The organism is Bradyrhizobium sp. UBA2491, assembly GCF_002341725.1.
In the GTDB taxonomy this organism is placed as follows: Bacteria; Pseudomonadota; Alphaproteobacteria; order Rhizobiales; family Xanthobacteraceae; genus Bradyrhizobium.
This window is the reverse complement of the sequence record NZ_DDOP01000066.1, coordinates 39,385-65,787: the sequence shown is the minus strand read 5'-3', so window position 1 is coordinate 65,787 and position 26,403 is coordinate 39,385. Positions and strand designations below refer to the sequence as shown.

The 26,403-nt window shown below is 65.3% G+C and carries 28 protein-coding genes and 1 pseudogene; 13 read left to right on the top strand and 16 right to left on the bottom strand.

What is annotated here, in order from left to right; genetic code table 11:
* Nucleotides 1-17: 17 nt before the first annotated feature.
* The 4 genes from B2W55_RS22070 to B2W55_RS22055 all read right to left on the bottom strand — a co-directional run bounded on the left by B2W55_RS22070 (nt 18) and on the right by B2W55_RS22055 (nt 2,494).
* A complete protein-coding gene (locus B2W55_RS22070) occupies nt 18-335 on the bottom strand; it encodes a PAS domain-containing protein (protein WP_024583538.1) in 318 nt (105 codons plus the stop codon).
* Between the two features lie 186 nt (nt 336-521).
* Nucleotides 522-1,160 (bottom strand): VOC family protein, encoded by a 639-nt coding sequence (locus tag B2W55_RS22065; RefSeq protein ID WP_024583539.1) that lies wholly within the window; start codon nt 1,158-1,160, stop codon nt 522-524.
* A gap of 65 nt (nt 1,161-1,225) precedes the next feature.
* Nucleotides 1,226-1,684, bottom strand: a complete 459-nt coding sequence (locus tag B2W55_RS22060) for a GNAT family N-acetyltransferase (RefSeq protein WP_024583540.1) — start codon at nt 1,682-1,684, stop codon at nt 1,226-1,228.
* Between the two features lie 129 nt (nt 1,685-1,813).
* Nucleotides 1,814-2,494, bottom strand: a complete 681-nt coding sequence (locus B2W55_RS22055) for an HAD family hydrolase (RefSeq protein WP_024583541.1) — start codon at nt 2,492-2,494, stop codon at nt 1,814-1,816.
* 157 nt (nt 2,495-2,651) lie between these two features.
* On the opposite strand from B2W55_RS22055, the gene B2W55_RS22050 reads away from it, so the two are divergent.
* The 5 genes from B2W55_RS22050 to B2W55_RS22030 all read left to right on the top strand — a co-directional run bounded on the left by B2W55_RS22050 (nt 2,652) and on the right by B2W55_RS22030 (nt 6,960).
* Entirely contained in the window at nt 2,652-3,092 is a 441-nt protein-coding gene (locus B2W55_RS22050) for a class I SAM-dependent methyltransferase (RefSeq protein WP_051404344.1), read from the top strand.
* Entirely contained in the window at nt 3,056-3,406 is a 351-nt protein-coding gene (locus B2W55_RS22045; RefSeq protein ID WP_051404345.1) for a hypothetical protein, read from the top strand. Before B2W55_RS22050 ends, B2W55_RS22045 begins: the two co-directional genes overlap by 37 nt.
* Before the next feature lie 105 nt (nt 3,407-3,511).
* Nucleotides 3,512-4,090 (top strand): TIGR00730 family Rossman fold protein, encoded by a 579-nt coding sequence (locus B2W55_RS22040; protein ID WP_024583542.1) that lies wholly within the window; start codon nt 3,512-3,514, stop codon nt 4,088-4,090.
* Nucleotides 4,091-4,221: 131 nt separating this feature from the next.
* Nucleotides 4,222-5,418 (top strand): NADH:flavin oxidoreductase/NADH oxidase, encoded by a 1,197-nt coding sequence (locus B2W55_RS22035; protein WP_024583543.1) that lies wholly within the window; start codon nt 4,222-4,224, stop codon nt 5,416-5,418.
* A 174-nt stretch (nt 5,419-5,592) separates the two neighbouring features.
* Entirely contained in the window at nt 5,593-6,960 is a 1,368-nt protein-coding gene (locus tag B2W55_RS22030) for a S41 family peptidase (RefSeq protein WP_024583544.1), read from the top strand.
* On the opposite strand, the gene B2W55_RS22025 is transcribed toward B2W55_RS22030, so the two are convergent.
* Nucleotides 6,957-9,689 (bottom strand): bifunctional diguanylate cyclase/phosphodiesterase, encoded by a 2,733-nt coding sequence (locus tag B2W55_RS22025; RefSeq protein WP_024583545.1) that lies wholly within the window; start codon nt 9,687-9,689, stop codon nt 6,957-6,959. The two genes, B2W55_RS22030 and B2W55_RS22025, sit on opposite strands and share 4 nt — an antisense overlap.
* 404 nt (nt 9,690-10,093) lie before the next feature.
* On the opposite strand from B2W55_RS22025, the gene B2W55_RS22020 reads away from it, so the two are divergent.
* Nucleotides 10,094-10,258, top strand: coding sequence for a Flp family type IVb pilin (locus tag B2W55_RS22020; RefSeq protein ID WP_024583546.1), 165 nt, complete (start codon nt 10,094-10,096; stop codon nt 10,256-10,258).
* A 32-nt stretch (nt 10,259-10,290) separates the two neighbouring features.
* Here the strand turns inward: B2W55_RS22020 and moaC are convergent, their stop codons facing one another.
* From moaC to B2W55_RS22000, 4 genes are all read right to left on the bottom strand, one after another.
* Complete coding sequence (gene moaC / locus B2W55_RS22015) at nt 10,291-10,803, bottom strand: cyclic pyranopterin monophosphate synthase MoaC (protein ID WP_371412439.1); 513 nt, start codon at nt 10,801-10,803, stop codon at nt 10,291-10,293.
* 19 nt (nt 10,804-10,822) lie between these two features.
* The gene (gene trpC / locus B2W55_RS22010; RefSeq protein ID WP_024583548.1) at nt 10,823-11,644 is read right to left on the bottom strand and encodes an indole-3-glycerol phosphate synthase TrpC; all 822 of its coding nucleotides are present in this window, start codon (nt 11,642-11,644) and stop codon (nt 10,823-10,825) included.
* An 11-nt stretch (nt 11,645-11,655) separates the two neighbouring features.
* Nucleotides 11,656-12,669, bottom strand: coding sequence for an anthranilate phosphoribosyltransferase (trpD, locus tag B2W55_RS22005; protein ID WP_024583549.1), 1,014 nt, complete (start codon nt 12,667-12,669; stop codon nt 11,656-11,658).
* Nucleotides 12,670-12,733: 64 nt separating this feature from the next.
* Nucleotides 12,734-14,635: a peptidylprolyl isomerase gene (locus tag B2W55_RS22000; RefSeq protein ID WP_024583550.1), complete on the bottom strand. Its 1,902-nt coding sequence runs from the start codon at nt 14,633-14,635 to the stop codon at nt 12,734-12,736.
* 252 nt (nt 14,636-14,887) lie between these two features.
* Here B2W55_RS22000 and tpiA point away from each other — a divergent pair, with 252 nt between their 5' ends.
* On the top strand, nt 14,888-15,640 hold the full coding sequence (tpiA, locus tag B2W55_RS21995) for a triose-phosphate isomerase (RefSeq protein WP_024583551.1): 753 nt from the start codon (nt 14,888-14,890) through the stop codon (nt 15,638-15,640).
* 105 nt (nt 15,641-15,745) lie between these two features.
* Here the strand turns inward: tpiA and B2W55_RS21990 are convergent, their stop codons facing one another.
* The gene (locus B2W55_RS21990) at nt 15,746-16,279 is read right to left on the bottom strand and encodes a GNAT family N-acetyltransferase (RefSeq protein WP_024583552.1); all 534 of its coding nucleotides are present in this window, start codon (nt 16,277-16,279) and stop codon (nt 15,746-15,748) included.
* Nucleotides 16,280-16,282: 3 nt separating this feature from the next.
* The gene (locus B2W55_RS21985; protein ID WP_024583553.1) at nt 16,283-16,849 is read right to left on the bottom strand and encodes a helix-turn-helix domain-containing protein; all 567 of its coding nucleotides are present in this window, start codon (nt 16,847-16,849) and stop codon (nt 16,283-16,285) included.
* 203 nt (nt 16,850-17,052) lie between these two features.
* Here B2W55_RS21985 and secG point away from each other — a divergent pair, with 203 nt between their 5' ends.
* From secG to B2W55_RS21970, 3 genes and pseudogenes are all read left to right on the top strand, one after another.
* Nucleotides 17,053-17,442 carry a preprotein translocase subunit SecG gene (secG, locus tag B2W55_RS21980; RefSeq protein WP_024583554.1) on the top strand — a complete coding sequence of 130 codons (390 nt, stop codon included), beginning with the start codon at nt 17,053-17,055 and terminating at the stop codon, nt 17,440-17,442.
* Between the two features lie 167 nt (nt 17,443-17,609).
* Nucleotides 17,610-19,241, top strand: coding sequence for a CTP synthase (locus B2W55_RS21975; protein ID WP_024583555.1), 1,632 nt, complete (start codon nt 17,610-17,612; stop codon nt 19,239-19,241).
* A gap of 116 nt (nt 19,242-19,357) precedes the next feature.
* Nucleotides 19,358-19,483, top strand: a pseudogene (locus B2W55_RS21970) (ClpX C4-type zinc finger protein); the annotation flags it as partial.
* Between the two features lie 216 nt (nt 19,484-19,699).
* On the opposite strand, the gene B2W55_RS21965 reads toward B2W55_RS21970, so the two are convergent.
* From B2W55_RS21965 to B2W55_RS21955, 3 genes are all read right to left on the bottom strand, one after another.
* The gene (locus B2W55_RS21965; protein WP_029879764.1) at nt 19,700-20,359 is read right to left on the bottom strand and encodes a class I SAM-dependent methyltransferase; all 660 of its coding nucleotides are present in this window, start codon (nt 20,357-20,359) and stop codon (nt 19,700-19,702) included.
* A gap of 103 nt (nt 20,360-20,462) precedes the next feature.
* Nucleotides 20,463-21,842 carry a sensor histidine kinase gene (locus B2W55_RS21960; protein ID WP_024583557.1) on the bottom strand — a complete coding sequence of 460 codons (1,380 nt, stop codon included), beginning with the start codon at nt 21,840-21,842 and terminating at the stop codon, nt 20,463-20,465.
* Nucleotides 21,839-22,513, bottom strand: coding sequence for a response regulator (locus tag B2W55_RS21955; RefSeq protein WP_024583558.1), 675 nt, complete (start codon nt 22,511-22,513; stop codon nt 21,839-21,841). Before B2W55_RS21955 ends, B2W55_RS21960 begins: the two co-directional genes overlap by 4 nt.
* Before the next feature lie 167 nt (nt 22,514-22,680).
* Between B2W55_RS21955 and B2W55_RS21950 the strand changes: the two genes are divergently transcribed.
* Entirely contained in the window at nt 22,681-23,007 is a 327-nt protein-coding gene (locus B2W55_RS21950; protein ID WP_024583559.1) for an NIPSNAP family protein, read from the top strand.
* A 55-nt stretch (nt 23,008-23,062) separates the two neighbouring features.
* Here B2W55_RS21950 and B2W55_RS21945 read toward each other — a convergent pair whose 3' ends face one another.
* Nucleotides 23,063-23,398, bottom strand: a complete 336-nt coding sequence (locus tag B2W55_RS21945; protein ID WP_024583560.1) for a PAAR domain-containing protein — start codon at nt 23,396-23,398, stop codon at nt 23,063-23,065.
* Between the two features lie 205 nt (nt 23,399-23,603).
* Here B2W55_RS21945 and kdsA point away from each other — a divergent pair, with 205 nt between their 5' ends.
* A complete protein-coding gene (gene kdsA, locus B2W55_RS21940; protein WP_024583561.1) occupies nt 23,604-24,461 on the top strand; it encodes a 3-deoxy-8-phosphooctulonate synthase in 858 nt (285 codons plus the stop codon).
* A 15-nt stretch (nt 24,462-24,476) separates the two neighbouring features.
* Entirely contained in the window at nt 24,477-25,685 is a 1,209-nt protein-coding gene (locus B2W55_RS21935) for an MFS transporter (protein ID WP_024583562.1), read from the top strand.
* 1 nt (nt 25,686) lies between these two features.
* On the opposite strand, the gene B2W55_RS21930 is transcribed toward B2W55_RS21935, so the two are convergent.
* The gene (locus B2W55_RS21930) at nt 25,687-26,355 is read right to left on the bottom strand and encodes a hypothetical protein (protein ID WP_145987167.1); all 669 of its coding nucleotides are present in this window, start codon (nt 26,353-26,355) and stop codon (nt 25,687-25,689) included.
* Nucleotides 26,356-26,403: the final 48 nt, after the last annotated feature.

The window sequence follows — 26,403 nt, the reverse complement described above, 5'->3', positions numbered from 1 at the left end:
GCTTCGCAACGGAGAAGTCAACTGGCGCGCATCAGACCTTCTACCCCCGCGACCATGCCTTCGGCATCGACCACGGCCGTTGTAGAAATCTGAAATTTGACCAGTTGCCCGTCCTTGTGGCGACCCACCGCAGTCACCGTGTCGGGGAGTGTCTTGACGCCCGACTCGATATAGCTCGCAAAGCCTTGCCGATGGCAGGCATGGGACGGCTGCGGAATGATCAATTCCAGCGGGTTTCCGATTGCCTCAAGTTCAGTGAACCCGAAAAGCTGTTCCGCGGCCGCGTTCCAACAAGTGATAATCCCGCTTCGGTCGACCTTGACGATTGCCGTCATTTGCGTTTGTCCGTTGGGTGGCCATTGGTTCGCTTCCTTGTAGGTGCATGGCTCCGCGCGATCAACCCGCGAGTGGCCCGCATGGGCGAAGCAAAGGGGCGGGTGTCACTCATGTTCGGCCAACGGGGCCTCGGATATCGCTGTGCTCATCCGGACTGCGTCGACTGCAATTCAGTGGTGATCGATTCACGAGAGCTCTCTCAGGCGACCTTGCGTCTCGACCCGCGCTCGATAGCGAAGATCGCTGCCGTGGAGGATCGTTGGCGGCTGATCGATATCCAGCGTCCGATAGAATTCCGAGATCGACGTGGCTTCGGGATGCTGAAGCGAAAACGAGATCAGCCGCGCGCCGAGGTCGGCAATGTTCGCCATCGAGCGCTCCTTGCCGCGCCTGTCGATCAGGGAAGGCGCGGCGCCGTCGAGCGGAAGGGAGCCGTTGTCGGGAATGGCGAAGTCAAAGGTCGAGTTCGCCGGCGGCAAGGCGACCTTGCTTCCGAAGATGTCGCCCCAGCGTGCGAGCATCCCGTCCATCACGTCCGTCCGTGCGACCCATCCCCTTAGACGGCGACCGGCGTCCCACTCGGTCGTTACACGCTTGCGGTCATCCAGCCCGAACCACCGGGCTCGAAGCGGGCGTTGGGCGTCGGGGTCCACGGCAACGATCTCCAGATAAACGGAGCCGCCAAGCCGGAGCAGGTGATTGTGCGTTCCCATGTAGTCGTGGCGCTGACCGAACGGGACGTCGAGATCAAGGCATGCTCGGATGTGGGCAACCCCTTCGGCTAAATTCGGCGCGATCACGGTCAGATGATCAAGCTTCAACACGACCGGCCCTTTCCGGCTTCCATGAGCGCAGCGACCGCGTCCGGCATCGCATTCGTTGTTCCGGGCTACGCTTGCGTGGGGCGGCGTATTTCGAAATAGGTCTTGCCGCCACGCTCGAAGCCCGCTCCCTCATAGAAGCGCAAGGTGGTCTCCCGCTTCGAGCCAGTCGCCAGCAGCACCTTGTAGCAGTCGGCCCGACTGGCAATGTCGACCGCATGGGCAAGAACCCGCCGGCCCAGTCCTAGCCGGCGGTGGCTGGCGTGGGTCACCACATTCTCGATCACCCCGTATGATCTGCCGCCGCGAGACAGGTTGGGTACGATTGCGAGCGTGCAGGAGGACACCAGCAGCTCCGCTGCCTGCGCCACGATCACGGTCGTGAAGCCGGATGCGAGCAAGTTCGACCAGACACGCTCGGCAGCGGCTGTGTCCAGTTCCGGATCGTGCGGATGAAGATGTCGGTAAAGGTTCAACAGTTGAGGCAGATCGTGGTCTGCCGCCGTGCGCACGATGGCTTCGGTCATGGATTGATCCCAGGGAATGCGGCTCCGCGGGAATACTATCAGAGGCCGGCGTCTGTTTCCTTTGCATATGGCGAACTGGCGGACGGTCGCATGAGATCGCGAAGTTGCCCACTCGGGGTGGCGACCGCCTCAAACGGTGATCCGTCGCACCGTTGGCCAGAGCATCTTGTTGACTTCGTGTAGACTTGGCGCCACGACCGCACACAGCTCCCGAACATCGTCCGTTGGGGCCAGGACGTCGGGGACCATGATGGTCATCGCGCCTGCCGCGTGGGCCGCTTTCACGCCATTGAAAGAATCTTCGAGGATCGCGCAATTATGCGGCGCGATGGCGAGGCGGGAGGCCGCTTCCAGATAGACATCGGGATGAGGCTTGCCACGTGCCACATCGTCCCGTCCCACGACGTGTAGAAAGAACTGGCCGATGCCGTTTGCCTCCAGATGATGGACGGCCTCCGAACGCTTCATTGAGGTCGCAATCGCCAACGGCACGCCGGCGTCGGACAGCGCCTCCAGCAGTTCGCGCGCGCCGGCCTTCAACGGGACGCCGGCGGCCAGCAGCGGCGCAAGGTGCACGGACACCGAAGTAAAATAGGCGGCGACGGGGAATGTCGCACCCAAATCCGCGACCAATCTCGCTTCCAGCTCGGCGCCAAGCAACCCCGCGAGCGTCAGGACATAGTCTTGCGAAACCGGATGCCCGACGTCCAGTCCGGCCTGGACCATTGCCGACGCATAAATCGGGATCGTATCGATCAACGTGCCATCCATATCGAAGATGACTGCCTTGGGCCTGCGCGGTAGCTGCACGACACGTCTCGTGTTTGATGGAGCTGGAAGCCGTTGTGCGGAAGTCTTGCGGAGTGCAGTCTATTGGCCGACTTCAGGTTTGCGCAAGGGCACGCGATTCGCGCCATCGTGGCTTGACTGCTGGTTTTGATGCGCTTCAGCCGATACGATCCTCCTTATGGAACAGAACAGCCTCTACGACCATCCCGATTTGTACGACCTGATGGGCGCGCACGATCCGGTCATTGAACGCTTCTATGTCGAGATGGCTTCCGAGCGCGGCGGCAGCGTTCTCGATTGCTGCTGCGGAAGCGGCCGTCTCGCCATTCCGCTGGCGCGGGCCGGGCTATCGGTCACGGGAGCGGATCTCTCCGCCGCTATGCTGGCGCGAGCGGGCGCGCTTGCGCGGGCCGAGGCGGTCGAGCTCGACCTCATTCAACTCGACATGCGAAATTTCGACCTCGAACGCAGCTTCGACACCATCATCCTGGCTGCGAACGCGATCCTGCATCTGCACAGCCTGGCCGATTTCGAAGGCTTCTTCGTGCGGCGGGACGGCATCTCGCCCCGGAGGGCCGGCTGGTGTTCGACGCCTTCATGCCGAACTTCGACCTGCTGAGCCGCAAGCCGGGCCAGCGCGAACTGGCGGCGGCGGTCACCCACGACACGCTCGGAAGGTTGACGGTCGAGGAGGCGTTCCGGCACTACGATCCGATTGCACAGGTCAGCGACGTCGAGTGGTACTGGTCGAGCGAGCAGGAGAGGGACTTTTTCACGAACAGCTGGCGCATGCGCAGCATCTTTCCGCAGGAAATGCCGCTCTTGGTTGCGTCGGGCGGCCTGCGCCTCGTCGAACGCATCGGCGATTTTGACCGGAGCCCGCTGACTGGAAGTAGCCGACGGCAGATATGCGTTTGCGCCCGCATGACGTAGAGCAGACAACATATTGCAGTCCCTGTCACCGAATGTATGTTGCGCTCGCGCAACGGTGCGGCACCGGCTACGCCATTCGCAGCGAAATGTCGTCCGGGCGTCCAGATGTCTCGATCGATCTCCAGCATCGCCGTGTTCTGCGGCTCGAACTTCGGCAACTCCGATGCCTATGCCGACGGCGCGCGCCGGCTTGGCCGGGCCATGGCGGAGGCTGGCATCACCCTGATCTATGGCGGCACCACCAAGGGCCTGATGGGCGTGGTCGCCGATGCGCTGATCGAGGCCGGCGGCACCGCGCATGGCGTCATCACCGAGGCGCTGCGGCTGAAGGGCCATACGCATCCCAATCTTCATCGCAGCGAGATCGTCGCCACCTTGCGCAAGCGCAAGGAGCGGATGGCCGAACTTGCCGACGCCTTCATCGCGATGCCCGGCGGTATCGGGACGATGGAGGAGATGATGGAGGTCTGGACCATGAACCAGCTGTCGGAGATCGACAAGCCGGTCGGCCTGCTCAATATCGCCGAATTCTATCAGCCGTTCCTGGCGTTCATCGACCACATGGTGACGTGCAAGTTCCTGCCGCCGGCGCACCGGCATTCGATTTGCGTCGATCCCGATCCCGTCGTGCTGATCGGGCAATTGCGTCATTTCGTGCGCAGCGACGTGCCGAAATGGCTGTGAGCGATTGCAGGTCGCAGCGCTGATCAGATTTGCCGGAGGCCCTCTACCGATTGCCGCGACTGACGGCTATCGTCGTCATCAACAGGATCGGTTCGGCGCGTGCCGGGCAGGCGACGCGACAAGAGGAAACCATGTCCGAGATGCTGCTGTTTTCGCCGATGACCATCCGCGGCGTCACGCTGAAGAACCGCATCGTGGTGCCGCCAATGCACCAATATTCCGCGGAGAAAGGCTTTGCGACCGACTGGCACCTGATGAATGCCGGCAAATTCGCCGCCGGCGGCGCGGGCCTCGTGATCGTGGAATCCACCAAGGTCGAACGCCGCGGCTGCGGGACGGTCGGCGATCTCGGCATCTGGGATGACAAGTTCGTAGCACCCCTTGGCCGCGTCGCGGGCTTCATCAAGCAGCAGAATGCGGTCGCCGGCATCCAGCTCGGCCATTCCGGCCGCAAGGCGCGCGCGAGCCGCCCCTGGGAAGGTGACCGTCCGCTCGAGCGCAGCGCCGAGATCGAGGATTGGGATGCCTGGACGCCGGTGGCGCCGAGCGCGATCGCCCATAGCGGGCGCTGGCCGGTGCCGCGGGCGCTGGAGACGGCGGAAGTGAAGGACCTCGTCGCCGCCTGGGGACAGGCGGCACGGCGCGCGCATGAGGCCGGGTTCGACGTTCTGGAACTGCACGGCGCCCATGGCTATCTCGTCCACGAATTCCTCTCGGAGCGCTCGAATCAGCGCGCCGACCAATACGGCGGCTCGGAAGCCAACCGGATGCGCTTCCTGATCGAGGTGACGGAAGCGGTGCGCGCGCACTGGCCGGATCACAAGCCGTTGTTCGTGCGGCTGTCAGTCGAGGACAATGCCGGCTGGGGGCCGGAGCAGAGCGCGCGGCTGGCCAGGGTCCTGAAAGGGAAGGGCGTCGATGTCATCGACTGCTCGTCGGGCGGAATCAGCGAGATGGCGCCGATCCTGGGCAAGGAGATCAAATACAACTATCAGGTGCCGCTTGCGGAATATGTCCGGGCGCATGCCGATATCATGACCATGGCGGTCGGCCTGATCATCCATGGTGACCAGGCCGAGCAAATCCTGCGCGATAAACAAGCAGATTTGATCGCGGTCGGCCGGGAAATCCTCAATAACCCGAACTGGCCGATGGATGCCGCGCTGAAACTCGGGGTTGAAGGACCATTTCGCAATGTTCCTCCGCAGTTTGGCTATTGGCTGGGCAGCCGGGCCAAGCGCGGCTTCGGGACCCAGCCGTCGACCTGGCAGAACGGGTTGCGGGAGGAGCCCCTGGCAGCCGGCGACACTGGCAAGGAACTGTCTTGAGGCTTACGTTCGATGGTCGGGCTGGTGCGGCCAGGGCACTCTAACAGGACCGTAATGGTCCGGTGACGAGGCGGCCTTGATCCGACCAAAAAGCCGTTGTGTGGTGCCCCGCGTCGGGGTGAAGCGGGCCGGATGTTGCGAAACGTTGCCGGCCGTTAGAAGGGATCACGGATAATGCGCAAACATGCTGGCTTCTTCCTCGGGACGGTTGCGGGAGCGTGTCTCACCCTGCTCGTGGCCTCGCCGCAGGGCGCGCATCTGTTCGCCGTCGCCAATGCCGCCGCGCATTCCGATAACACCTATTCGCAGCTCAACCTGTTCGGCGAGGTGTTCGAGAAGATCAAGACCGACTACGTCGAGAAGCCCGAGGACTCCAAGCTGGTCGAGGGCGCGATCAACGGCATGATCTCCTCGCTCGATCCGCACTCCCGCTACATGAACGAGAAGGGCTGGGCGGAGATGCAGGAGACCACCCATGGTGAGTTCGGTGGACTAGGCATCGAGGTCACGATGGAGGACGGCCTCGTCAAGGTGGTGGCGCCGATCGACGACACGCCGGCTTCGCGCGCCGGCATCATGTCCGGCGACGTGATCACCTCGATCGACGACGAGCAGATCCAGGGCATGACGCTCGACCAGGCCGTCAACAAGATGAAGGGCGCGCCGAACAGCTCGATCCGGCTGAAGATCGTCCGCAAGGATGCCGACAAGCCGATCGAGGTTTCGATCACCCGCGAGATCATCCGGGTCCGTCCGGTCAAGTTCCACGCCGAGGGCGGCGACATCGGCTATATCAGGATCACCTCGTTCAACGAGCAGACCACGGAGGGCCTGCGCAAGGCGATCACCGAGATCCAGAAGGAGATCCCGCAGGACAAGCTCGCGGGTTATGTCATCGATCTCCGCAACAATCCCGGCGGCCTGCTCGACCAGGCGGTGTCGGTGACCTCGACGCTGATGCAGCGCGGCGAGGTGGTCTCGACCCGCGGCCGCAATCCGGAAGAGACCCAGCGCTTCACCGCCCATGGCGGCGACATGACCAAGGGCAAGCCGCTCGTCGTGCTGATCAATGGCGGCTCGGCCTCGGCCTCCGAGATCGTCGCCGGCGCGCTGCATGACCACAAGCGCGCGACCCTGATCGGCACCCGCTCGTTCGGCAAGGGCTCGGTGCAGACCATCATTCCGCTCGGCGCCGGCAACGGCGCGCTGGCGCTGACCACGGCGCGTTACTTCACGCCGTCGGGCCATTCGATCCAGGCGCTCGGCATCAAGCCCGACATCGAGGTGCTGCAAGACGTGCCGGACGAGTTCAAGACCCGCTCCGAGATCAAGGGCGAGGCCTCGATGCGCGGCCATCTCTCCGCCGAGGGCGCCGAACAGACCGGCTCGCAGTCCTACGTGCCGCCGGACGAGAAGAACGACAAGGCGCTGGCTGCGGCCTTCAACCAGCTCCGCGGTGTCACCATCAACGCCGATGCCAAGAATGTCGATGCGAAGAGCGCCGACACCAAGACCGCGCAGAAGCGGCCGGTGCCGAACTAGGCGGTGCGGGCGATCGGCTTGCGCCGGCGCGTGGTGCCGGCGCCCGCGGCGGGACCGCGGCGGTGCCCGGCCAGCAGCTCGCGGATCTGCGCCGCGGGCTTCGGCGGGCTGAACAGGTAGCCCTGCATTTCCGAACAGCCGAGCTCACGCAGCAATTGCTGCTGCTGCGCGGTCTCGACGCCTTCTGCGGTCGTCGTCATGCTACGTTCGGCGGCGATGTTGACCACCGCTTCGACGATGCCGGCCGAGCCTTGCGGATCGGCGATGTCGGTGACGAAGCAGCGGTCGATCTTGATCTTGTCGAACGGGAAGCGCTTCAGGTAGCTCAGCGACGAATAGCCGGTGCCGAAATCGTCGAGCGCGATCCGGATGCCGATGGCGCGGAGCTGATGCAGCGCGGCGAGCGCAGTCTCGTCGTCGCGGATCAACACCGCTTCGGTGATCTCGAGCTCCAGCCGGCCCGCTGACAGCCCCGATGCCGCGAGCGCCGCGATCACCTTCAGCGCCAGCGTGCCGCTGCGGAACTGGACCGGTGAGACGTTGACGGCGAGGCTGATATGGTCGGGCCAGTTCACGGCTTCCTTGCAGGCCGTCACCAGCACCCATTCGCCGAGCTGGTTGATCAGGCCGGTCTCCTCGGCGATCGGCACGAACTCGGCCGGCGAGATCATGCCGCGCAACGGGTGGCGCCAGCGCACCAGCGCCTCGCAACCGGTGATCTCGTTGCTGCGCAGGTCGACGCAGGGTTGGTAATAGACTTCGAGCCCGTGGCCGGCGGCGATGGTCTGGCGCAGCTCCATCTCCAACTCGCGGCGGGCGCGGGCGTCGGCGTCCATTGCCGGCTCGAAGAAGCGCGAGACACGGCGGCCGGCCGACTTCGCCGCATACATCGCAAGGTCGGCGTTCTTCATGATCTGGTCGAGATCGGTGCCGTCCCTCGGCGCCAGCGCGATGCCGATGCTGGCGTCGGTCGTGACCTGGTGACCGACGCATTGATAGGGCGAGCGGATCGCCTCGTAGATGCGCGCGACGAGGTCGGTGACCTCGATCTCGCTTCTGACCCCGGTCTGCACGATGGCGAATTCGTCGCCGCCGAGCCGCGCGACGAAATCGCCGTCGCCGATGACGCCGCTCAGCGTCCTGGCGACCGACTTGAGCAATTCGTCGCCGACCATGTGGCCGAGCGAGTCGTTGACGCCCTTGAACTCGTCGATGTCGATATAGAGCACCGCGAGCTGGCTGTCGGCGGTGACATGCGGCAGCTCGCGCTTGATCTCCTCGTGGAACAGCGCGCGGTTGGGCAGGTCGGTGAGGGCGTCATAGTGCGCGAGATGCGTGATGCGCTCCTCGGCGCGCCGGCGCTCGGTGACGTCCTCGTGGGTCGCAAGCCAGCCGCCATCGGCCAGCGGCTCGTTGACGACCTGGATCGAACGGCCGTCGGGCGTCGTGATCACCATGGTGTTGCGGACGCTGACATCGCGCAGCACGAGGTTGACATAGCGCTCGACCTCGCCCTGGAACGAACCGGTCAAATGGCGATGCACGATGACGTCGCGGAAGCTGCAACCGGGCTTAATGACGTCGGCCGACAGGCCGTACATCTCGATGTAGCGCTTGTTACAGATCACCAGGCGTTGCGTGGAATCGAACAGCAACAGCCCCTGCGTCATGTTATTGACGGCGGTGTCGAGCCGGAGCTTCTCCAGCGTCAGGCGCTGCTGCTGGGCGCGGTGCTGCTGCAACAGCTTGCGCACCACGAGCGTCAGGAGAATGGCGATCGCCAGCACGGAAATGCTGGTGATCGCGATCAGGATGCCGATCTGCTCGCGCCAGTTGGCGAGCGCCGCCTCCGTGGTGGTGGTCGCGACCACCACGATCGGGAATTTGGTGAGCGCCCGCGACGACGCCAGGCGGTCCTTGCCGTCGACCGGGCTGGTCAGGCGCGAGGTGCTCGCGGGCCGCTCGAACACCTGCTGCTGGCTGGCCGGGCCGGTGCGGAAGTTCTTGCCGATCAGCTCTTCGACATGCGGATAGCGCGCCAGCAGCGTGCCGTCGCGGTGATGCATCGAGATCGCGGCGCCTTCGCCGAGTGCGACGGTGGAGAAGAATCTCTCGAAGGTCGCCGGCGCGATACCGCGGCCGACCACGCCGAGAAACTCGCCATGCGGACCGGTGACCTTGCGGGCGATCACGGTGGTCCACTTTCCGCTGATCCGGCTGACCACCGGCGCGACCAGCATGTCGGGCGAATAGGGGCTCGACTTGAAGATCTGGAAATAGTCGCGGTCGGCGATCGAGGCCTGCGGCGTCGGCCAGGCGCCCGAGCTGTTGATCAGCACGCCGTCGGCATCGAACACGTTGAGGCTGCCGACATTGGACAGCGCCTCCATCTTCGATTTGAGCATCGCGTGGATGTCGTCGGACGACATCCGGCTCCGGTAGTTCTCCGGCGTCGCGATCCCGCTGTCGCGCATGAACGCGACCAAATCGCGCTGCACGACTTCGAGATCGTCGAGCTGCTGGTCGAAGTGCCGCGCCAGCAGCAGCACGGTGTTCTCGAGCTCGCGTTCGCTGTTGTGCAAGGCGCGCTCGCGAAAATTCTCCGCCATCAACGTCGCGCCGATCGCGATCGCAGCCATCAGCACGGCGCCGCCAAGGATCAGCCAGCGGATCGGACCGGTGCCGATCACCGAATTGATGTTGAACGAGGTGCTGCCGTTTGGATTCATCTGACGCAATCGGTTCCAGGCGTTTCGCCCGGAAGTAGCTTTTGCGCACCTCCGGCCCGCGAAAGTCGTAACCAAACGAGATGGAGCGCCGGTTAGCGAGACTGGTTAACGAATGGTTGCGGGCGTGTCGCATCCGGCGCCGGCCGGCACTGTTCGCTGCGATCGAACGAAATGGCGGAATTGCAGCCGACGTCGCTTCGAGGCCTGACCGGTATCGGCACAACAAGTTCCTGCCGCGGAACTGCAGACTTTGCCGGTCACCACGCGACACGCGGAATCATTTGCCGCCTCCGCGATCGATGCAAGAGCTCGTTTACGATCTAAGTCCATGACGATGCTCGATGCCATCGTCGGCACGTTGTTTGCGTGTCGTTGCGCAAAGTTCAGTGTGTGAGAGTGCCATGATGAAGCAGCTTCTACAGAGTTTCTGGGCCGACGAGACCGGAGCCACGGCGATCGAATACGGGCTGATCGCAACCGGCATCGCCATCGCCATCATCGCTGCTGTGAAAGGCGTCGGCACCAAGCTCTCGGGCACCTTCAATTCGATCAGCGGCTCATTGAAATAACGTCACGCCGACGCAATCGGGCGCACTCGCGATCATTCGCCCGCGCGATAATGCCCGGACTTGCCGCCGATCTTCTCGACGAGATGAATGGCGTCGATCCGCACGCCGCGCTCGACCGCCTTGATCATGTCGTAGATCGTCAGGCATGCGACCGAAACCGCGGTCAGCGCTTCCATCTCGACGCCGGTCGGCCCGGTCACCTTGACGCTGGCGCGCACGATGCAGCCCGGCAGCTTGGCGTCGGTTGCGATATCGACCGTGACCTTGGCCAGCGCCAGCGGATGGCACAGCGGGATCAACTCCGAGGTCCGCTTCGCCGCCATGATGCCGGCGATCCGCGCGGTCGCCAGCACGTCGCCCTTCTTGGCCTGGCCTTGCTCGATCAATACAAGCGTTGCCTTGCTCATCAGGACGCGGCCTTCGGCGACCGCGGTGCGTTCGGTCGCCGGCTTGGCCGAAACGTCGACCATCCGCGCGTCGCCCTTGGCGTCGATATGGGTCAGAGCCGTGCCGGTGCCCGATGGCTGGGCTTTGCCTTTGGCCATGGTCTTCCGCGCCATCGCGTCAGCGGGCGCCAGTGGCGCGCGCAGCGGCCTGTCGCGTCAGCAGCGCGCGGGTCGCCGCGGTGACGTCCTGCTGGCGCATCAGGCTTTCGCCGACCAGGAAGGTCGACATCCCGACGCGCTCGAGGCGAGCGAGATCGTCAGGGGTGAAGATGCCGCTCTCGCCGACCATCAGGCGGTCGCGCGGGATCAGCGGCGCGAGCGCCTCGCTGGTCGCGAGCGTGGTCTCGAAGGTGCGCAGATTGCGGTTGTTGACGCCGATCATCGGCGAGCGAAGGTTCAGGGCGCGGTCGAGCTCGGCGCGATCGTGGATCTCGATCAGTACGTCCATGCCGTAGCCGAGCGCGGCATCCTCGATCTCGCTGGCCGCGGCGTCGTCGAGCGCGGCCATGATGATCAGGATGCAGTCGGCGCCATGGGCGCGGGCTTCCGCGACCTGGTAGGTGTCGAACATGAAATCCTTGCGCAGCACCGGCAGATTGGTCGCGGCGCGGGCCGCGACCATGAAGTCGAGATGACCCTGGAACGACGGGGCGTCGGTCAGCACCGACAGGCAGGCGGCGCCGCCCGTCTCATAGGCCTTGGCGAGAACGGGCGGATCGAAATCGGCCCGGATCAGCCCCTTCGAGGGCGAGGCCTTCTTCACCTCGGCGATCAGCGCATAGTCGCCGCGCGCGTGCTTGTGCTTGATGGCGCGGACGAAGCCGCGCGGGGCCGAGGCGGATTTCGCCTGCGCCTCGACATCGGCGAGTGGACGCGCGCGCTTGGCCGCGGCGATCTCCTCGCGCTTGTAGGCCTCGATCTTGGTCAGGATGTCGGACATGGCGATCGCTCTCAGCTGTTGGACACCGCGACCAAATGCTTCAGCCGCGCGGCGGCGGCGCCGCTGTCGAGCGACTGCGCACCGATCGCAACGCCTTCCTTGAGGTCCCTGGCGCGGCCCGCCACGATCAGCGCGGCGGCGGCGTTCAGCAGCGCGACGTCACGGTAGGCGCTCGGCTTGCCATGGAGCACGCTCGACAGTGCGATCGCATTGGCATCGGCATCGCCGCCCTTCAGCGCCTCGCCGTCGACGCGGCCGAGCCCGGCGTCCTCCGGCGTCACCTCGAAGGTCTTGATCTCGCCGTTCTCGAGCGTCGCCACGAAGGTCGGGCCGGTGAGGGTGATCTCGTCGAGGCCATCGGAGCCGTGCACGACCCAGACCTTGTCGGAGCCGAGGTTCTTCAGCACCTGCGCCAGCGGCTGCACCCACTGCCGCGAGAACACGCCGACCATCTGCCGCCTGACGCCGGCGGGGTTCGACAGCGGTCCGAGCAGGTTGAAGATGGTGCGGGTGGCGAGCTCGACCCGGGTCGGACCGACGTTCTTCATGGCCGGATGATGCGAAGGCGCGAACATGAAGCCGATGCCGGCTTCCTTGACGCAGCGCCCGACCTGCGCCGGCGTCAGGTCGAGCTTGACCCCGAGCGCGGCCAGGACGTCGGCGGCCCCCGAACGCGACGACAGCGCGCGGTTGCCGTGCTTGGCGACCGGCACGCCGGCGCCGGCCACGATGAAGGCGGCACAGGTCGAGACGTTGACGGAGCCGGAGCCGTCGCCGCCGGTGCCGACGATGTCCACCGCCTCGGCCGGCGCCTTGACCGGCAGCATCTTGCCGCGCATCGCGGTAACTGCGCCGGTGATCTCCTCGACGGTCTCGCCGCGCACCCGCAGCGCCATCAGCAGCCCGCCCATCTGCGAGGGCGTCGCTTCGCCCGACATCATGCTGTCGAAGGCGGACGCCGCCTCGTCACGTGTCAGCGTGGCGCCGGTGGCGACTTTTCCGATGATCGATTTCAGGTCGTCCATTCGCTGGCTCAGGTCTGTTGTTGGAGCGCGACAAACGCGGAACGCGTTTGCGCTGGGATTGTGCTCAATTATTTGCGCCTGTCACCTGTGCGAAGGCGGCCTGGTTGACGGTCACGCCGATGTCGGACTCGATCTTGCTGACATATTGCGCGACCTGTTCGTCGCTCAGCGAGCGCCGCACCGCTTCGGTGAGCTGCTTGACCGCGTCGGACGCGAAGTCGACCGGCGGCACGGTCACGTTGGTGACGCGGAACACGACCCACTGGCTGCCGCCTGCCACAGACGTCTGTCCGTCACCGTCCTTGGCGGTGCGGAACGCCGCGGCAATCACGCCGGCCGGCACGTTGGGCAGCGAGGCCTCGCGGTTGAAGTTCGCGGCGGTCTCGACCTTGACGCCGGCGGAAGCGGCCTCGTCGGCGAGCTTGGCGCCGCCATCGAGCTTCTGCACGATCTCGGTCGCCTTGGCACGCAGCTTGGCGGAGATCTGGTCCTCACGCCACTTCGCCTCGACCTGGTCGTGGACCTCGTCGAGGGTGCGCTCGCGCGACGGCGTGATACCGAGCACGTCGAACCACACATAGCCATTGTTGAACTGGATCGGGTCGTTGTCGACGCCGACGTCGCTGTTGAAGGCTTGCGACACCACGTCGAGGCCGCGCGGAATGCTGGACGCGACCTGGCCGTTCGGCAGGCGCCCCGAGCGATCGACCGCATCGATCGTGACGGGGGTCAGTTTCAGCTTCTGCGCCGCCTCGATGACGCTGGCGCCGCCGCCGCGCTCGTCTTCCATCTTGTCGCGCAGTTCGGCGACCTTGGTGCGGGCGCGCTCGGACGCGATCTCGTTCTTCACCTGCTGCGCCAGGCTCTCGTAGCTCGGGGTCACGCCGGGCTCGATCTTACCGACCTTGACCAGCGCGACGCCGAAACGGCCCTGGACCGGCTGGCTGACTTCGCCCGCGGGCAGCGAGAACGCGGCATCGCCGACGGCCGGATCGAGGATCGCCGATTTGGCGACCAGCCCGAGGTTGACGTCGGCGGGATTGAGCTTGCGCTCCTTGGCGATGTCGTCGAACGAGGTGCCGGAGGCGATGCGGGCGCGGGCGGCCTGTGCCTCGCCGGCGTCCGGAAACACGATCTGTGAGACTTCGCGCCTCTCTGGCGTGCTGAGGCGGTCCTTGCGCTCCTCGAAGAGCTTCTTGGCATCTTCGTCGGACACGGCTTCCCACTTGCCGATTTCCTCCGGCGTGATCGCGACGAAGGCGATCTTGCGGTACTCGGGCGCGCGGAATTGGACCTTGTGGTCCTCGAAATAGGCGGCGAGCGCTTCGGGCGAGGGCGGATCGATGGTGCCGGCCTGCGCGGCGCCGAGTGTGACGTAATCGATCGAGCGCTGCTCGTTCTGGAAACGGGTCAGCGCCTCGACCATCGATTTGGGCGGCTCGATCCCGGCCGAGATGGTGCCGGCGATCTGCCGCCGTAGCCCGACGCGGCGCTGCTCGGCGATGTAGCGGCCTTCGGTATAGCCAAAATTGCGGATCACGGACTGGAAGCGCTGCGGATCGAACTGGTTGTTCAGGCCCTTGAAGTTCGGATCGTTGTAGATCGCGCGCAGCACCTCGGCATCGGACTGGTTGAGGCCCATGCGGCGCGCTTCCTCGTCCATCGCGGCTTCCGCGAGCGTCTGTTGCAGCACCTGGCGGTCGATTCCGAAGGCGCGTGCCTGCTCGGGCGTCAGCGGACGGCCGAACTGGCGGCCAAGCTGTTGCAGGCGGTCGGTATAGATCTGGCGGAATTGCTCGGCCGAAATCTCGGTTCCACCGACCTTGGCGAAGGTCGACTGGCCAAACCCCTTGAAAATGTCGGCAATGCCCCAAATTCCGAAACTGACGATCAAAACGCCCATCACGACGGCCATAATCGTCTTGCCGAGCCAGTTTGATGAGGCTTTCCGCATTCCTCGAAGCATGGGTCCAACTTGTTTTACAGGAGGGGAACCGGGTCATACCCAAATGGGACCAAAAGTCGGGACTTTTTGTCCGGCAGCGGGGCGTCACCGAATTGAAAACGCTTATAAAGTGGCCGAAGCCCCCCCGCAACCATGGGTGAGGGGTCGGACCGGAGCGGTAATGCGTCGCGCAGCGGGCGCGGAGTCACGCTCTGGAAGTCATCGCGCGGCTCTGATAGCGCATGACGACGTTGAGAAGATGGGACATCCGACATGACCGACGCCATCCGGCCGCTGATCGCCGGCAACTGGAAAATGAACGGCCTGAAATCCTCTTTTGCCGAGTTCGACGCGATGCTGGCCGGCGCCGGCGATGTCGCAGCCAAGGCCGATCTCCTGGTCTGTCCGCCGGCAACACTGGTCGGGGCGTTCGCCGACAAGGCACGCGGCTCGAAGGTCGCCGTCGGCGCCCAGGATTGCCATCCCAAGGCTTCAGGCGCCCATACCGGCGATTTGTCGGCCGAAATGTTCAAGGATCTCGGCGCCACCGCGATCATCGTCGGCCATTCCGAGCGGCGGGCCGACCATGGCGAGACCGACGCCTTGATTCGCGAGAAGGCGCAGGCCGTCTGGCGTGCCGGGCTGACCGCGATCGTCTGCATCGGCGAGACGCGCGAGCAGCGCGACGCCGGCAAGACGCTCGACGTCTGCGGTACCCAGCTCGCCGGCTCGCTGCCCGATGGCTCGACCGCGGCCAATCTTGTGGTGGCCTATGAGCCGGTCTGGGCGATCGGCACCGGCCTCACTCCGACAACCAAAGATGTCGAGGAAGTTCATCGGTTTATCCGGGGGCAGCTCACCGATCGCTTCAAGGGCGAGGGAAACCGGATCAGAATCCTCTATGGCGGCTCGGTGAAGCCGTCGAACGCGGCCGAGTTGATGGCGGTTGCCAACGTCAACGGCGCGCTGGTCGGCGGTGCCAGCCTGAAGGCGTCGGACTTCCTGGCGATCGCCGCGGGCTGTTAGGGGCCGACTCCACGTCATTGCGAGCGAAGCCAAGCAATCCATCGCGCCGCCGATGCGGAACGATGGATTGCTTCGTCGCTTTGCTCCTCGCAATGACGGTTCAGGCTAAGCCGCCACCGCCGCGCCGATCCTCTTCCAATAGATCAGCGTCCCAGTGAGGCCACCACGTGGCTTCAGCGCGTAGTCCGGGATCAGCCCGGTCAGCTTGAAGCCGAGTCGCTCATAGAAAGGACCGGCGCCGTCCTCTTCGGCGGTGTCGAGCACCAGCAACGTACGTCGGTCCGCGATCGCAAGCGCTTCGGCAGCGCACATCAGGGCTGTCGCCACGCCGCGATTGCGGTGCGCGACCCGCGTCATCATTTTTGCGATTTCCGCCCGGTGCGGCTGGTTCGGCGGCAGCTTCAACAGCAACGTCACCGTGCCGACCAGATCGTCGCCGTCGAACGCGCCGAGCACGATGCGCTCGCCGCGCGCGACGGCGCCGAGCGAGTCCTGCCAGAACGTCTCGGCATCATCCTTTGCCAGCGGATGCATGAAGCTCACGGAGCCGCCGATGGCGACGGTCTCGATCAACAGCTCGCTGAGCGCGTCGCGAATCGCGGGCGCATCGGCGAGCGGCTTGATGGCGAAGTGCGGCATGCGTCAGCTCCGGGCCAAGGCGACCACATAGGTGCACCCGGCATTGGTCTCATTGGCGAAGGTGGTGTCCGCCGGCAGCCCGAAGCCGAGGCAATCGCTGGCGGCAAGCTCGTGGCGTACACCGCCTTCGGTGATGACGAGGCTGCCGCTCAAGACCCAGACGAGTTGGCGGATGTGGGCGTAGGACGAAGCGGGCAGGGTCACCGACTGCTTCGGCGGCAGTTCGACCCGCACCAGCTCGACCGGATGATCCGGACGGCTGAACACCTGCCGGCGCAGATAGCCGGTTTCGGGGTCGCGCCAGATTGGTTGCGCGTTGGCGCGCGACAGCCGTTCGCCCTGGCCCTCGGCGCGCAGCATCAGGCCGGCCAGCGTCAGGTCGAAGGCCGAGGCGAGGCGCACCAGCACCACCGCGGTCGGGCTGACCTCGGCCCGCTCGATCTTGCTGATCGTTGCCTTGGAGACGCCGGAGCGTTCGGCGAGCTCGGCCAGCGACCAGCCCCGGCTGTCGCGCTCGAGCCTGATCCGCTGCGCCAGGCGTTCGCTCAGAACGTCTACTAAAGTATCCATTTGTCTAGTATAATGGAATATGCCGGTCCTGATCAAGGTAGGAGTGCGCGCAAGCGGCACGGCTTGAGATGTCGGCCGATGCGACTATCTCGGGGGTGACAATGCCCGGTCCAATCGTGTAACAGGGCGCGACTTCACGAAAACCGCAGAGCCGATAGCGCCGTTTGTCTGGCTGCTTGGCGGCTTATGACGGAAGGCTTGCGATGCAGACTGTCGTTATCATTATTCATCTCATGATCGTCGCCGTCATGATCGGCGCTGTGCTGTTGCAGAAATCCGAAGGCGGTGGCCTCGGCATGGGTGGCGGCGCCGGCTTCATGTCGAGCCGCGGCACCGCCAATCTGCTGACGCGGACCACCGCAATTCTTGCGGTCGGCTTCTTCCTGACCAGCCTGTTCCTGTCCTGGTATGCGGGCTACGACCGCAAGCCGAGCTCGATCATCGGGACCGGTGCGCCGGCCCAGACGCAGCCGGCCGGTGGCACGCCGCTGAACGCGCCGACCTCCGGCGGCATCCTCGATTCGCTGAAGAAGGCTGACGAGCAGCAGGCGCCTCAGGCTCCGAGCGGCCCGCAGGCGCCTCGGTCGCAATAAAGCAGGGTGGCCATGCAGGATGCTGCGCTGGCATCCTGCATCAGGAACCCCCATTAATACTCTGAAATAGCACCCAATTTAACGTAACCCACAGCCCGGTGGCTTGTTTGCCGGGAACAGCCGATTCGTTTTGCGAATCGGCTGAGGCGGATTAAAGGTAAGGTCCCATGGCGCGGTACATCTTCATCACCGGCGGCGTGGTCTCCTCGCTCGGAAAAGGTCTGGCATCAGCGGCGCTCGGCGCCTTGCTGCAGGCCCGGGGCTACAAAGTCCGCCTTCGCAAGCTCGATCCCTATCTCAACCTCGATCCCGGAACGATGTCGCCGTATCAGCACGGCGAAGTGTTCGTGACTGACGACGGCGCCGAGACCGATCTCGATCTCGGCCATTACGAGCGTTTCACCGGTCGGCCGGCCACCAAGGCCGACAACATCACGACCGGGCGCATCTATCAGGACATCATCACCAAGGAACGCCGCGGCGACTATCTCGGCGCGACCATCCAGGTGGTGCCGCACGTCACCAATGCGATCAAGGAATTCGTGCTGTCGGGTAACGACGACTACGATTTCGTGCTGGTCGAGATCGGCGGCACCGTCGGCGACATCGAAGGCTTGCCGTTCTTCGAGGCGATCCGCCAGCTCAAGAACGAGCTGCCGCGCGATCACGCCGTCTACATTCACCTGACGCTTCTGCCGTACATTCCAAGTGCCGGTGAACTCAAGACAAAGCCGACGCAGCACTCGGTGAAGGAGCTGCGCTCGATCGGCATTCAGCCGGACATCCTGCTGTGCCGCACCGACCGCGAAATCCCCAAGGAAGAGCGGCGCAAACTCGGCCTGTTCTGCAACGTGCGCGAAAGCGCCGTGATCGAGGCGCGCGACGTCGACAACATCTACGCGGTGCCGGAGGCCTATCACGCCGCCGGCCTCGACGACGAGGTGCTGGCCGCGTTCGGCATCACCGCGAAAATCCCGCCGGCGCTACAGAGCTGGAACGTGATCAACGAGCGCGTCCGCAATCCGGAAGGCGCGGTGACCATCGCCATCGTCGGCAAATACACCGGCATGAAGGACGCCTACAAATCGCTGATCGAGGCGCTGTCGCATGGCGGCATCGCCAACAAGGTGAAGGTCAACCTCGACTGGATCGAGAGCGAGGTGTTCGAGAACGAGGACCCGGCGCCGTTCCTCGAGCACGTCAACGGCATCCTGGTGCCCGGCGGCTTCGGCCAGCGCGGCGCCGAGGGCAAGATCCGCGCGGCGCAGTTCGCCCGCGAGCGCGACGTGCCGTATTTCGGCATCTGCTTCGGCATGCAGATGGCTGTCATCGAGGCGGCGCGCAACCTGGTCGGCATCGAGAACGCCAACTCGACCGAGTTCGGCCCGACCAAGGAGCCGCTGGTCGGCCTGATGACCGAATGGCTGCGCGGCAACGAGCTCGAGAAGCGTTCGCAGAGCGGCGATCTCGGCGGCACCATGCGGCTCGGCGCCTATCCGGCCGCGCTCAACCGCGGCAGCCGGGTCTCGCAGGTCTATGGCGGCGCGACCGAAATCTCCGAGCGGCACCGCCATCGCTACGAGGTCAACACCGCCTACAAGGACCGTCTCGAGCAGCACGGCCTGCGCTTCTCCGGCATGTCGCCCGATGGCGTGCTGCCCGAGATCGTCGAGTACGAGGACCATCCCTGGTTCATCGGCGTCCAGTTCCACCCCGAACTGAAGTCGCGGCCCTTCGAGCCGCATCCGCTGTTTGCCTCGTTCATCGAGGCGGCGGCGAAGCAGAGCCGGCTGGTGTAGGCGGCTGTCAAGGGTGTCTTGACAGCATTGCGCGGCGGACTATTGTCAAGCCTCCCTTGACAAGGAGGCTTGCCGTGTCGACCAAGGCCAATGCTGCGACCACGCCGACGCCGTCATTGTTCTGCTCATTCTGCGGCAAGGATTCCGACAGCGTCAAAGCGCTGATCGCCGGACCATCGGTGTTCATCTGCGACGAGTGCGTCGGGCTCTGCAACAAGCACCTCGGGGGCGAGCCGGTTGCGGTGCTCAGTCCCGACTGGACCACATACTCCGAGCAAGACTTGCTCAAGCTGCTGCCGCGCTCGGCTGCGGTCGCCGAGACCGCGGGCAACTTCCTCAACGGTCACGTCGACGCGCTGCGCGCGCGCGGCGTGACCTGGGAAGCGATCGGGCAGGCGCTCGGCGTATCGCGTCAAGCCGCGTGGCAGCGTTTTTCGTAAGCTGGTCAGCCGACCGGTTCATACCGGCACGATGCTGGCCTTGCGTTCCCTCGTGGAGGGCGAAACACCCGCATTCGCCGCGGGCGTGACGTCCCGCGTCATTAGCTTGTATTGCGGACGTCGCGTCAGCCGGTAGACCGCGGCGGGCGGCACGTTCATGATCGCGCGATCGACCAGCGTGGCGCGCAGGCCGAGCCGGTCGAGGATCGGCCGTGGCACCGGACAGCGCATGCCGTAGGTGAATTGGTAGAACGCGCCGCCGGGACGCATATAGCTGAACGCGCCGCTGACGATCGAGATCACCTTGCGCGGCGACATGTTGAGCAGCGGCAATCCGCTGACCACGGCGCCGACCGGCGCGCCGTCATAGAGCCGCTCCGAGGCCAGCCGCGCCGCATCCATCCACAGCACGCGCGCGCCGGGGAAGCGCAGCTGCAACAGCCGCATGAAATCCGAACCGTATTCGATCAGCGTGAGGTCCTGTTGGCGCACGCCGCGCTTCAGCAGCTGATAGGTGAAGGCGCCCGTTCCCGGACCGAGCTCGAGCACCGGGCCGGTCTCGGCGGTGATGTCGCGCGTGATCAGTTCGGCGAGCGCCGCGCCCGACGGCGCGATGGCGCCGACGCGGCCGGGGGCTGCCATCCACGCCGTGAAGAATGAGAGGAGATCATGTGCCATTGGGATTCCCAGCAAAGTGTCGCAGCGCCTCGACTCATCTGCGTGGCGCGCCATCTTCTTTGCGGCACTTGCATTGCGCCAACATTGCGCGATGTTGCTCGCGTCATGACGCGAACGGCGCTGGCGGCAATGTGAGCCGGAAGCACGCGCCGCCTTTCGGTCCGTCGAGCACGGAGACGTGACCGCCATGCAGCCTTGCGATCTCGCGCACCATGTTCAACCCGAGGCCGGCGCCGCGATCGAGCGGCGCGAGCCGGTAGAACGGATCGAAGATCCGCGTGCGTTGGTTCTGCGGAATGCCGTCGCCTTCGTCTGACACGTCGATGGTCGTGGCGCTGCCGACATGGATCGTGATGGTGCCGCGCCGGCCGCCATGCTGGATCGCATTCTGCACGAGATTGGTCAGCGCGCGCTCCAGCGCGGCGCGATCGCCTTGCGTCTCGATCCGATCGATTGCAGTCTCGAGCGACAATTCATAACCGGCCGCGATCGCAAGCGGCGCGAGGTCGGCGGCGACATTGCGCGCGACCGCGACGAGATCGACGCGCTCGAACGGATTGCGGCACTGGTCGAAGCGCTGGATGTCGAGCAACTGCTCGGCGAGCGTCGCCAGCCGCGCCGAATCCTCGAGCAGGCGGTTTTTTTCGGGGCCCGGCGGCAGCGACTCCAGCCGGGTGTTGAGGATCGCGATCGGCGTGCGCAATTCATGCGCGGCGTCCGCGACGAAACGCTGGTGGCGCGAATAGCCGTCGTCGAGCCGCGTCAGCGCATCGTTGACGGCGGTCACCAGCGGTGCGACCTCGAGCGGCAAATGGTCGGCCGACAGCCGGCTGCCGCGCTGCTGGAAGTCGATCCGGCGCGCCTGGTCGGCCGCGGTGTCGAGGCCGGCGAACGCGCGCTTCACCACCATCGGCGTCGCGATGAATGTGGCGCACGCCATCAGCAACAGGCCGGGCAGGGCGATGGCAAGGAATGCCAGCGTCGTGGCGAGTGCCGTCTTGAGGCTCGACGTCGGCCCTTGCGTGGCCGTGAGCACCTGCACCGGGCCGGCGTCGGAATTGACGCGCTTCAGCCGGGCCGGCGGCTTGCGCGGATCGTCCTCGAACATCTGCCAGCCGAGTCTGGCCTGGCTGATCTGGTCGAGTGCATCGCCGATCCTGGCGAATTCGGGCGGTACCGCGCCTTCCGACAGCGAGTGACCGCCCCGGTCGCGCACCAGGAACCAGAGGTCCGGCGTGTTGTCGCGAAGCTGCTTGAGGTCGGCGGTCGGGCGCAACACCAGATTGCCCTGCGCATCGCGCGCGATCGCGCTCTGCACGATGGAGATGACGTGATCCTCGTCGCGCGGAACGATCAGGAAACCGGTGGCGCACAGCGCGCTGATCAGGCAGACGATCAGCATCGCGAGCAGCAGCGCCTGGAGCGCCACCAGTCGCCAGCTCAATTTGGAGCGCAGGCAATAGTGATCGGCCTGTTCGCTCATGACGTCTGTTTCAGCAGATAGCCAACGCCGCGGATACTGTGGATCTCGACGCCGGCACCCGCGTCGGCGAGCTTGCGCCTGAGCCGCGAGACGTGAGCGTCGAGCGCGTTCGACTGGATTTCGTCCTCGAAATTGTAGACCGCTTCCTCGAGCGTCGCGCGCAGCACGGTGCGCCCCATGCGGCGCAGCAGCGTCTCCAGCACCAAAAGCTCGCGCCGCGGCAGCTCGAACGGGCGGCCCTCGATGCTGGCCTCGCGGTGGCTGCAATCGAACGCGATGCGGCCGGCCTTGATGATCTCGAACTGCACGCCGGCGGGTCGGCGCAGCACGGCGCGCAGCCGCGCCATCAGCTCCTCGACCGCGAACGGCTTGGCCAGATAGTCGTCGGCGCCGCTGTCGAGCCCACTGACGCGATCGGCGAGGTCGCCGCGCGCGGTCAGCACGATGATCGGAACGCCGTCGGCCTTGGCGCGCAGCTTCGGGATCAGCGAGAGCCCGTCGCCGTCGGGCAGCTGGCGGTCGAGCAGCACCGCGCCATGCACGTCGGCGGAAATCGCCTCCTCGGCCTCGGCAAGGTTCGGCACATGGTCGACCACCATGTCGTAGCCTTTCAGCGCCTGCGCCAGCGCCGCCGCCATCTCGGCCTCGTCTTCAACCAGCAGTATCCGCATGTGTTCTTCGTCCTGCTCCCACGGCTGGTTCTAGGGCAAGTAACATTGCAACAACATTGCGGGAATGGCCGCCGCGGGCGAGCAGGGGTGCCATGTTGTCACCCCCTCAAGACAGTCTGGAACCCGCTCGGTATAACCGCCCGCACAACCATCTGGGAGGACCGCCAATGATCTACGAGACCCGCGTCTATCGCTGCCTGCCGGGCCGCTTACCGGCGCTGCTGAAGCGCTTCGAGACCGTCACGCTGAAGCTCTGGGACAAGCACGGCATCAGGCAGGCCGGCTTCTTCACGACGCTGGTCGGCGAATCCAACCAGGACCTGACCTATCTGCTGGCCTGGGAATCGCTGGCCGAGCGCGAGACAAAATGGACGGCGTTCGCAACCGACCCGGAATGGCTCGCCGCGCGCGCCAAGACCGAGGAGGACGGCCAGATCGTTCTCACCATCGAAAACCAGCTGCTGGTGCCGACCGCGTTCTCGTCGGTGAAGTAGCACGGGCGCGGAGTTGAGGGCGCGATGATTGGTCTTGTCGCGCCCCCTGCGACGGCTATTGCGGGCAACCCGAGGTTTGATCGCCTTCGCGGACCATCGGCTTGCCGTTGATGAAGACGCCGTGGCTGCCCGAGGTGGTCTTGCCGCCACAATGCGTGCGGTCGCCCATGACCACCGCCGGCTTGCCGTTGATCAGCACGTTGGGCACGCCCTCGACCAGCGGGCCGCCATTGCTGGTGGTATCGCCGCTGCGCGCGGCCGGCTTGCCGTTGATGGTGACGCCGGCGGCGCCGCTGGTGACGACGCCGGGCTGGCTGTTGGCCTGGCCATGGGCCAGTCCCGATATTGCCGACAGGGCGGCCGCGGCTCCGAGCACCAGCGAAATGCGCATCTCGTTCCTCGTACGATCCGGTCTTGAAATCCGGTCTGAAATCCGGTCTTGGGAATCTGTTCCGCGGCAGTCTATAGGGGCTGATAGGGCAGGATTGTGATAGCACGGCGCACCCACGGCGCCAGCGCAACCCCCTCATCGCGCGGGACGGCTTGATCCGCCCCGCGCGGGATTGCATGGTCGCAGGCCAAAAGGATGCAGCATTTTGACCAACCAGGTTTCCGCGCGGGCCGCCGCGCCGATCGTTGCCGTCGGATCGGCCGAATTCGGCAACGCCTCGCCCATCTCGATCATCGCCGGTCCCTGCCAGCTGGAGAGCCGCGCACATGCGCTTGAAGTCGCCTCCGCGTTGAAGGAGATCGCGGCGCGGCTGAAGATCGGCCTCGTCTACAAGACCTCGTTCGACAAGGCGAACCGCACCAGCGCGACCGCGGCGCGCGGCATCGGGCTTGCGCAGGCGCTGCCGATCTTCGCCGAGATCCGCTCGTCGCTCGGGCTTTCGGTGCTGACCGACGTGCACGAAGCCAGCCAGTGCGCCGAGGTGGCGCAGGCGGTCGACGTGCTGCAAATCCCGGCCTTCCTGTGCCGGCAGACCGACCTGCTGCTGGCTGCGGCTGCGACCGGCAAGGTCGTCAACGTCAAGAAGGGCCAGTTCCTGGCGCCGTGGGATATGGCCAATGTGGTCAGCAAGATCACCGGCGCCGGCAATGCCAACGTGCTGGTCACCGAGCGCGGCGCGTCGTTCGGCTACAACACGCTGGTCTCCGACATGCGCGCGCTGCCGATCCTTGCGCGCACCACCGGTGCGCCCGTGATCTTCGACGCCACCCATTCGGTGCAGCAGCCGGGCGGCAAGGGCACCTCGTCGGGCGGCGAGCGTGAGTTCGTGCCGGTGCTGGCGCGCGCCGCGGTCGCAGTCGGCGTCGCCGGCGTGTTCATCGAGACCCATCCCGATCCGGATCACGCGCCGTCGGATGGTCCGAACATGGTGCCGCTCCGCGACTTCGAGGCCCTCGTCAGGCGGTTGATGCAGTTCGACGCACTCGCCAAAACCGCAACCTGACAGACGGACTGCGACATGACCGCAAAGAGCGGCATGCCGCCGGTTCTCAACGTGATCACGCTGGCGACCTTCGCGGCGAGCCTGTCGGTGCGCGCGCTCGATCCGGTGCTGCCGCATGTCGCCGACGATTTTGGCGTCAGCATCGCGACCGCGGCGAGCTTTGCCGCGGTGTTCGCCTTCACTTTCGCAATCATCCAGCCGGCGATCGGCGCCGCCGCCGATCTGTTCGGCAAGGCGCGCCTGATGACGATCTGCCTCGGACTGCTCGGCGTCGCCAGCATCCTCGGCGCGCTGTCGACCTCGTTCCCGATGCTGTTCGTGACCCGCATCCTGGCCGGCATCGGCTCCGGCGGCGTGTTTCCGGTGGCGCTGTCGCTGACCAGCGACCTGGTCGGGCCGGACAAGCGGCAGCTTGCGATCGGGCGGACTCTCGCAGGCTCGATGACCGGCAATCTGCTGGGCGCCACGGCCTCCGGCCTGATCGGTGACTTCCTCGGCTGGCGCGGCGTACTCGCGGTGCTCGGCGGCCTTGTGATCATCGTCGCGCTCGCGGTCGCAGCCGGTTTCCGCGGCGCCGCGCTGAACCGTCCGCCGCGCACCAGCCTGAAGGCGCTGCGCCACGGCTATCGCACCATCTTCACCAATCCGAACGCGCGCATCTGCTACTCGGCTGTCTTCATCGAAGGCTGCTGCGTCCTTGGGCTGTTTCCCTTCATCGCCTCGTTCCTGTTCGAGCTCGGCGAGACCTCGCTGTCGATCGCCGGCATCGTGATCGCGGGCTTTGCGATCGGCGGATTGCTCTACACGCTGACGGTGGCGCGGATGCTGCCGCTGATCGGGGTGAGGGGGATGATGATCGCGGGTGCGACGCTGGTGGCAATTCAATTAGTCGGCGTCGCTTTCGGGCCGCACTGGAAATTGCAGATGGCGGGCCTCATGGTGATGGGCCTCGGCTTCTACATGATCCACGGCTGCTTGCAGGTGTTCGCCAGCGAGCTCTCGGTCGAGGCGCGCGCCACCGCGCTGTCGCTGCACTCGTTCTTCTTCTTCATGGGCCAGACCGTCGGCCCGATCGCCTACGGTTTTGGGCTGCAACATGCCGGCAAGACCGCAACGCTGGTCTCGGCCGCCGCCGTGATGGTCGTACTCGGCTTCATCTGCGCGAGATTTTTGAAGCAGACGCGACCGACGGATGCGGCGGCGCGGCCGGATGTCGAGGCTTAGATCAGGACGACGGCGACGAACTGTCGGATTGCTGAGTGCGCATCTCGGCTGCCCATTCCGTCAGACATTGTTCCGCATAGCGCAGGCCGGCCGTGCTTCGCTCTACGCGGACTCGACCAAGGTCGCTGTCCGGACCAAGCGCAAGGGCCTCGATGATGTACTGCCCCGCCATCCGGACGCCCTTGCTGATCTCGTCCAGTGCCAGGACGTAGTCACGCTGCCGAACCAGACCTTCCTCTGTTGCGGGACTCGTTTTCTTTGCGATGGCGAGTTGGGCCTCTGTTCGAAGGAACAATCGGCTAAAGACACTGCTGAGCTGTCGCACGTGCTCCGGCGCGTCGAATCCCTTGAATAACGCCATTACCTCGGCATTCCAGGAGGCGAGTTCGGTGAGTGCCTTCGTCACTGCATGCGCGCCCAGCTCCGTGAAAGCGTAGGTACTCGCTACGCCCGCGATGGAGAGGTCATCGCCCGCGATCTGTTGCGCCCAACCCGCGCGTTCCATCTGCGACCACAACGCATCATTGGGGCTTCCGATGCTGGTGATCATCAGGCTTCCGGGGTGAGCTGCCGCGCCTTCATTTACAGACAGATCGCCGGGAGAAAGGGTTGCTAGCCAGAAGCGAAGTTGACGAGCGTCAAAGGTGGCCGAATTGGAAGTGTCATTCACGTGTGGCCTGCGGGTTGCACAAGAAAGTCCACACGACCGTAGCGAAGC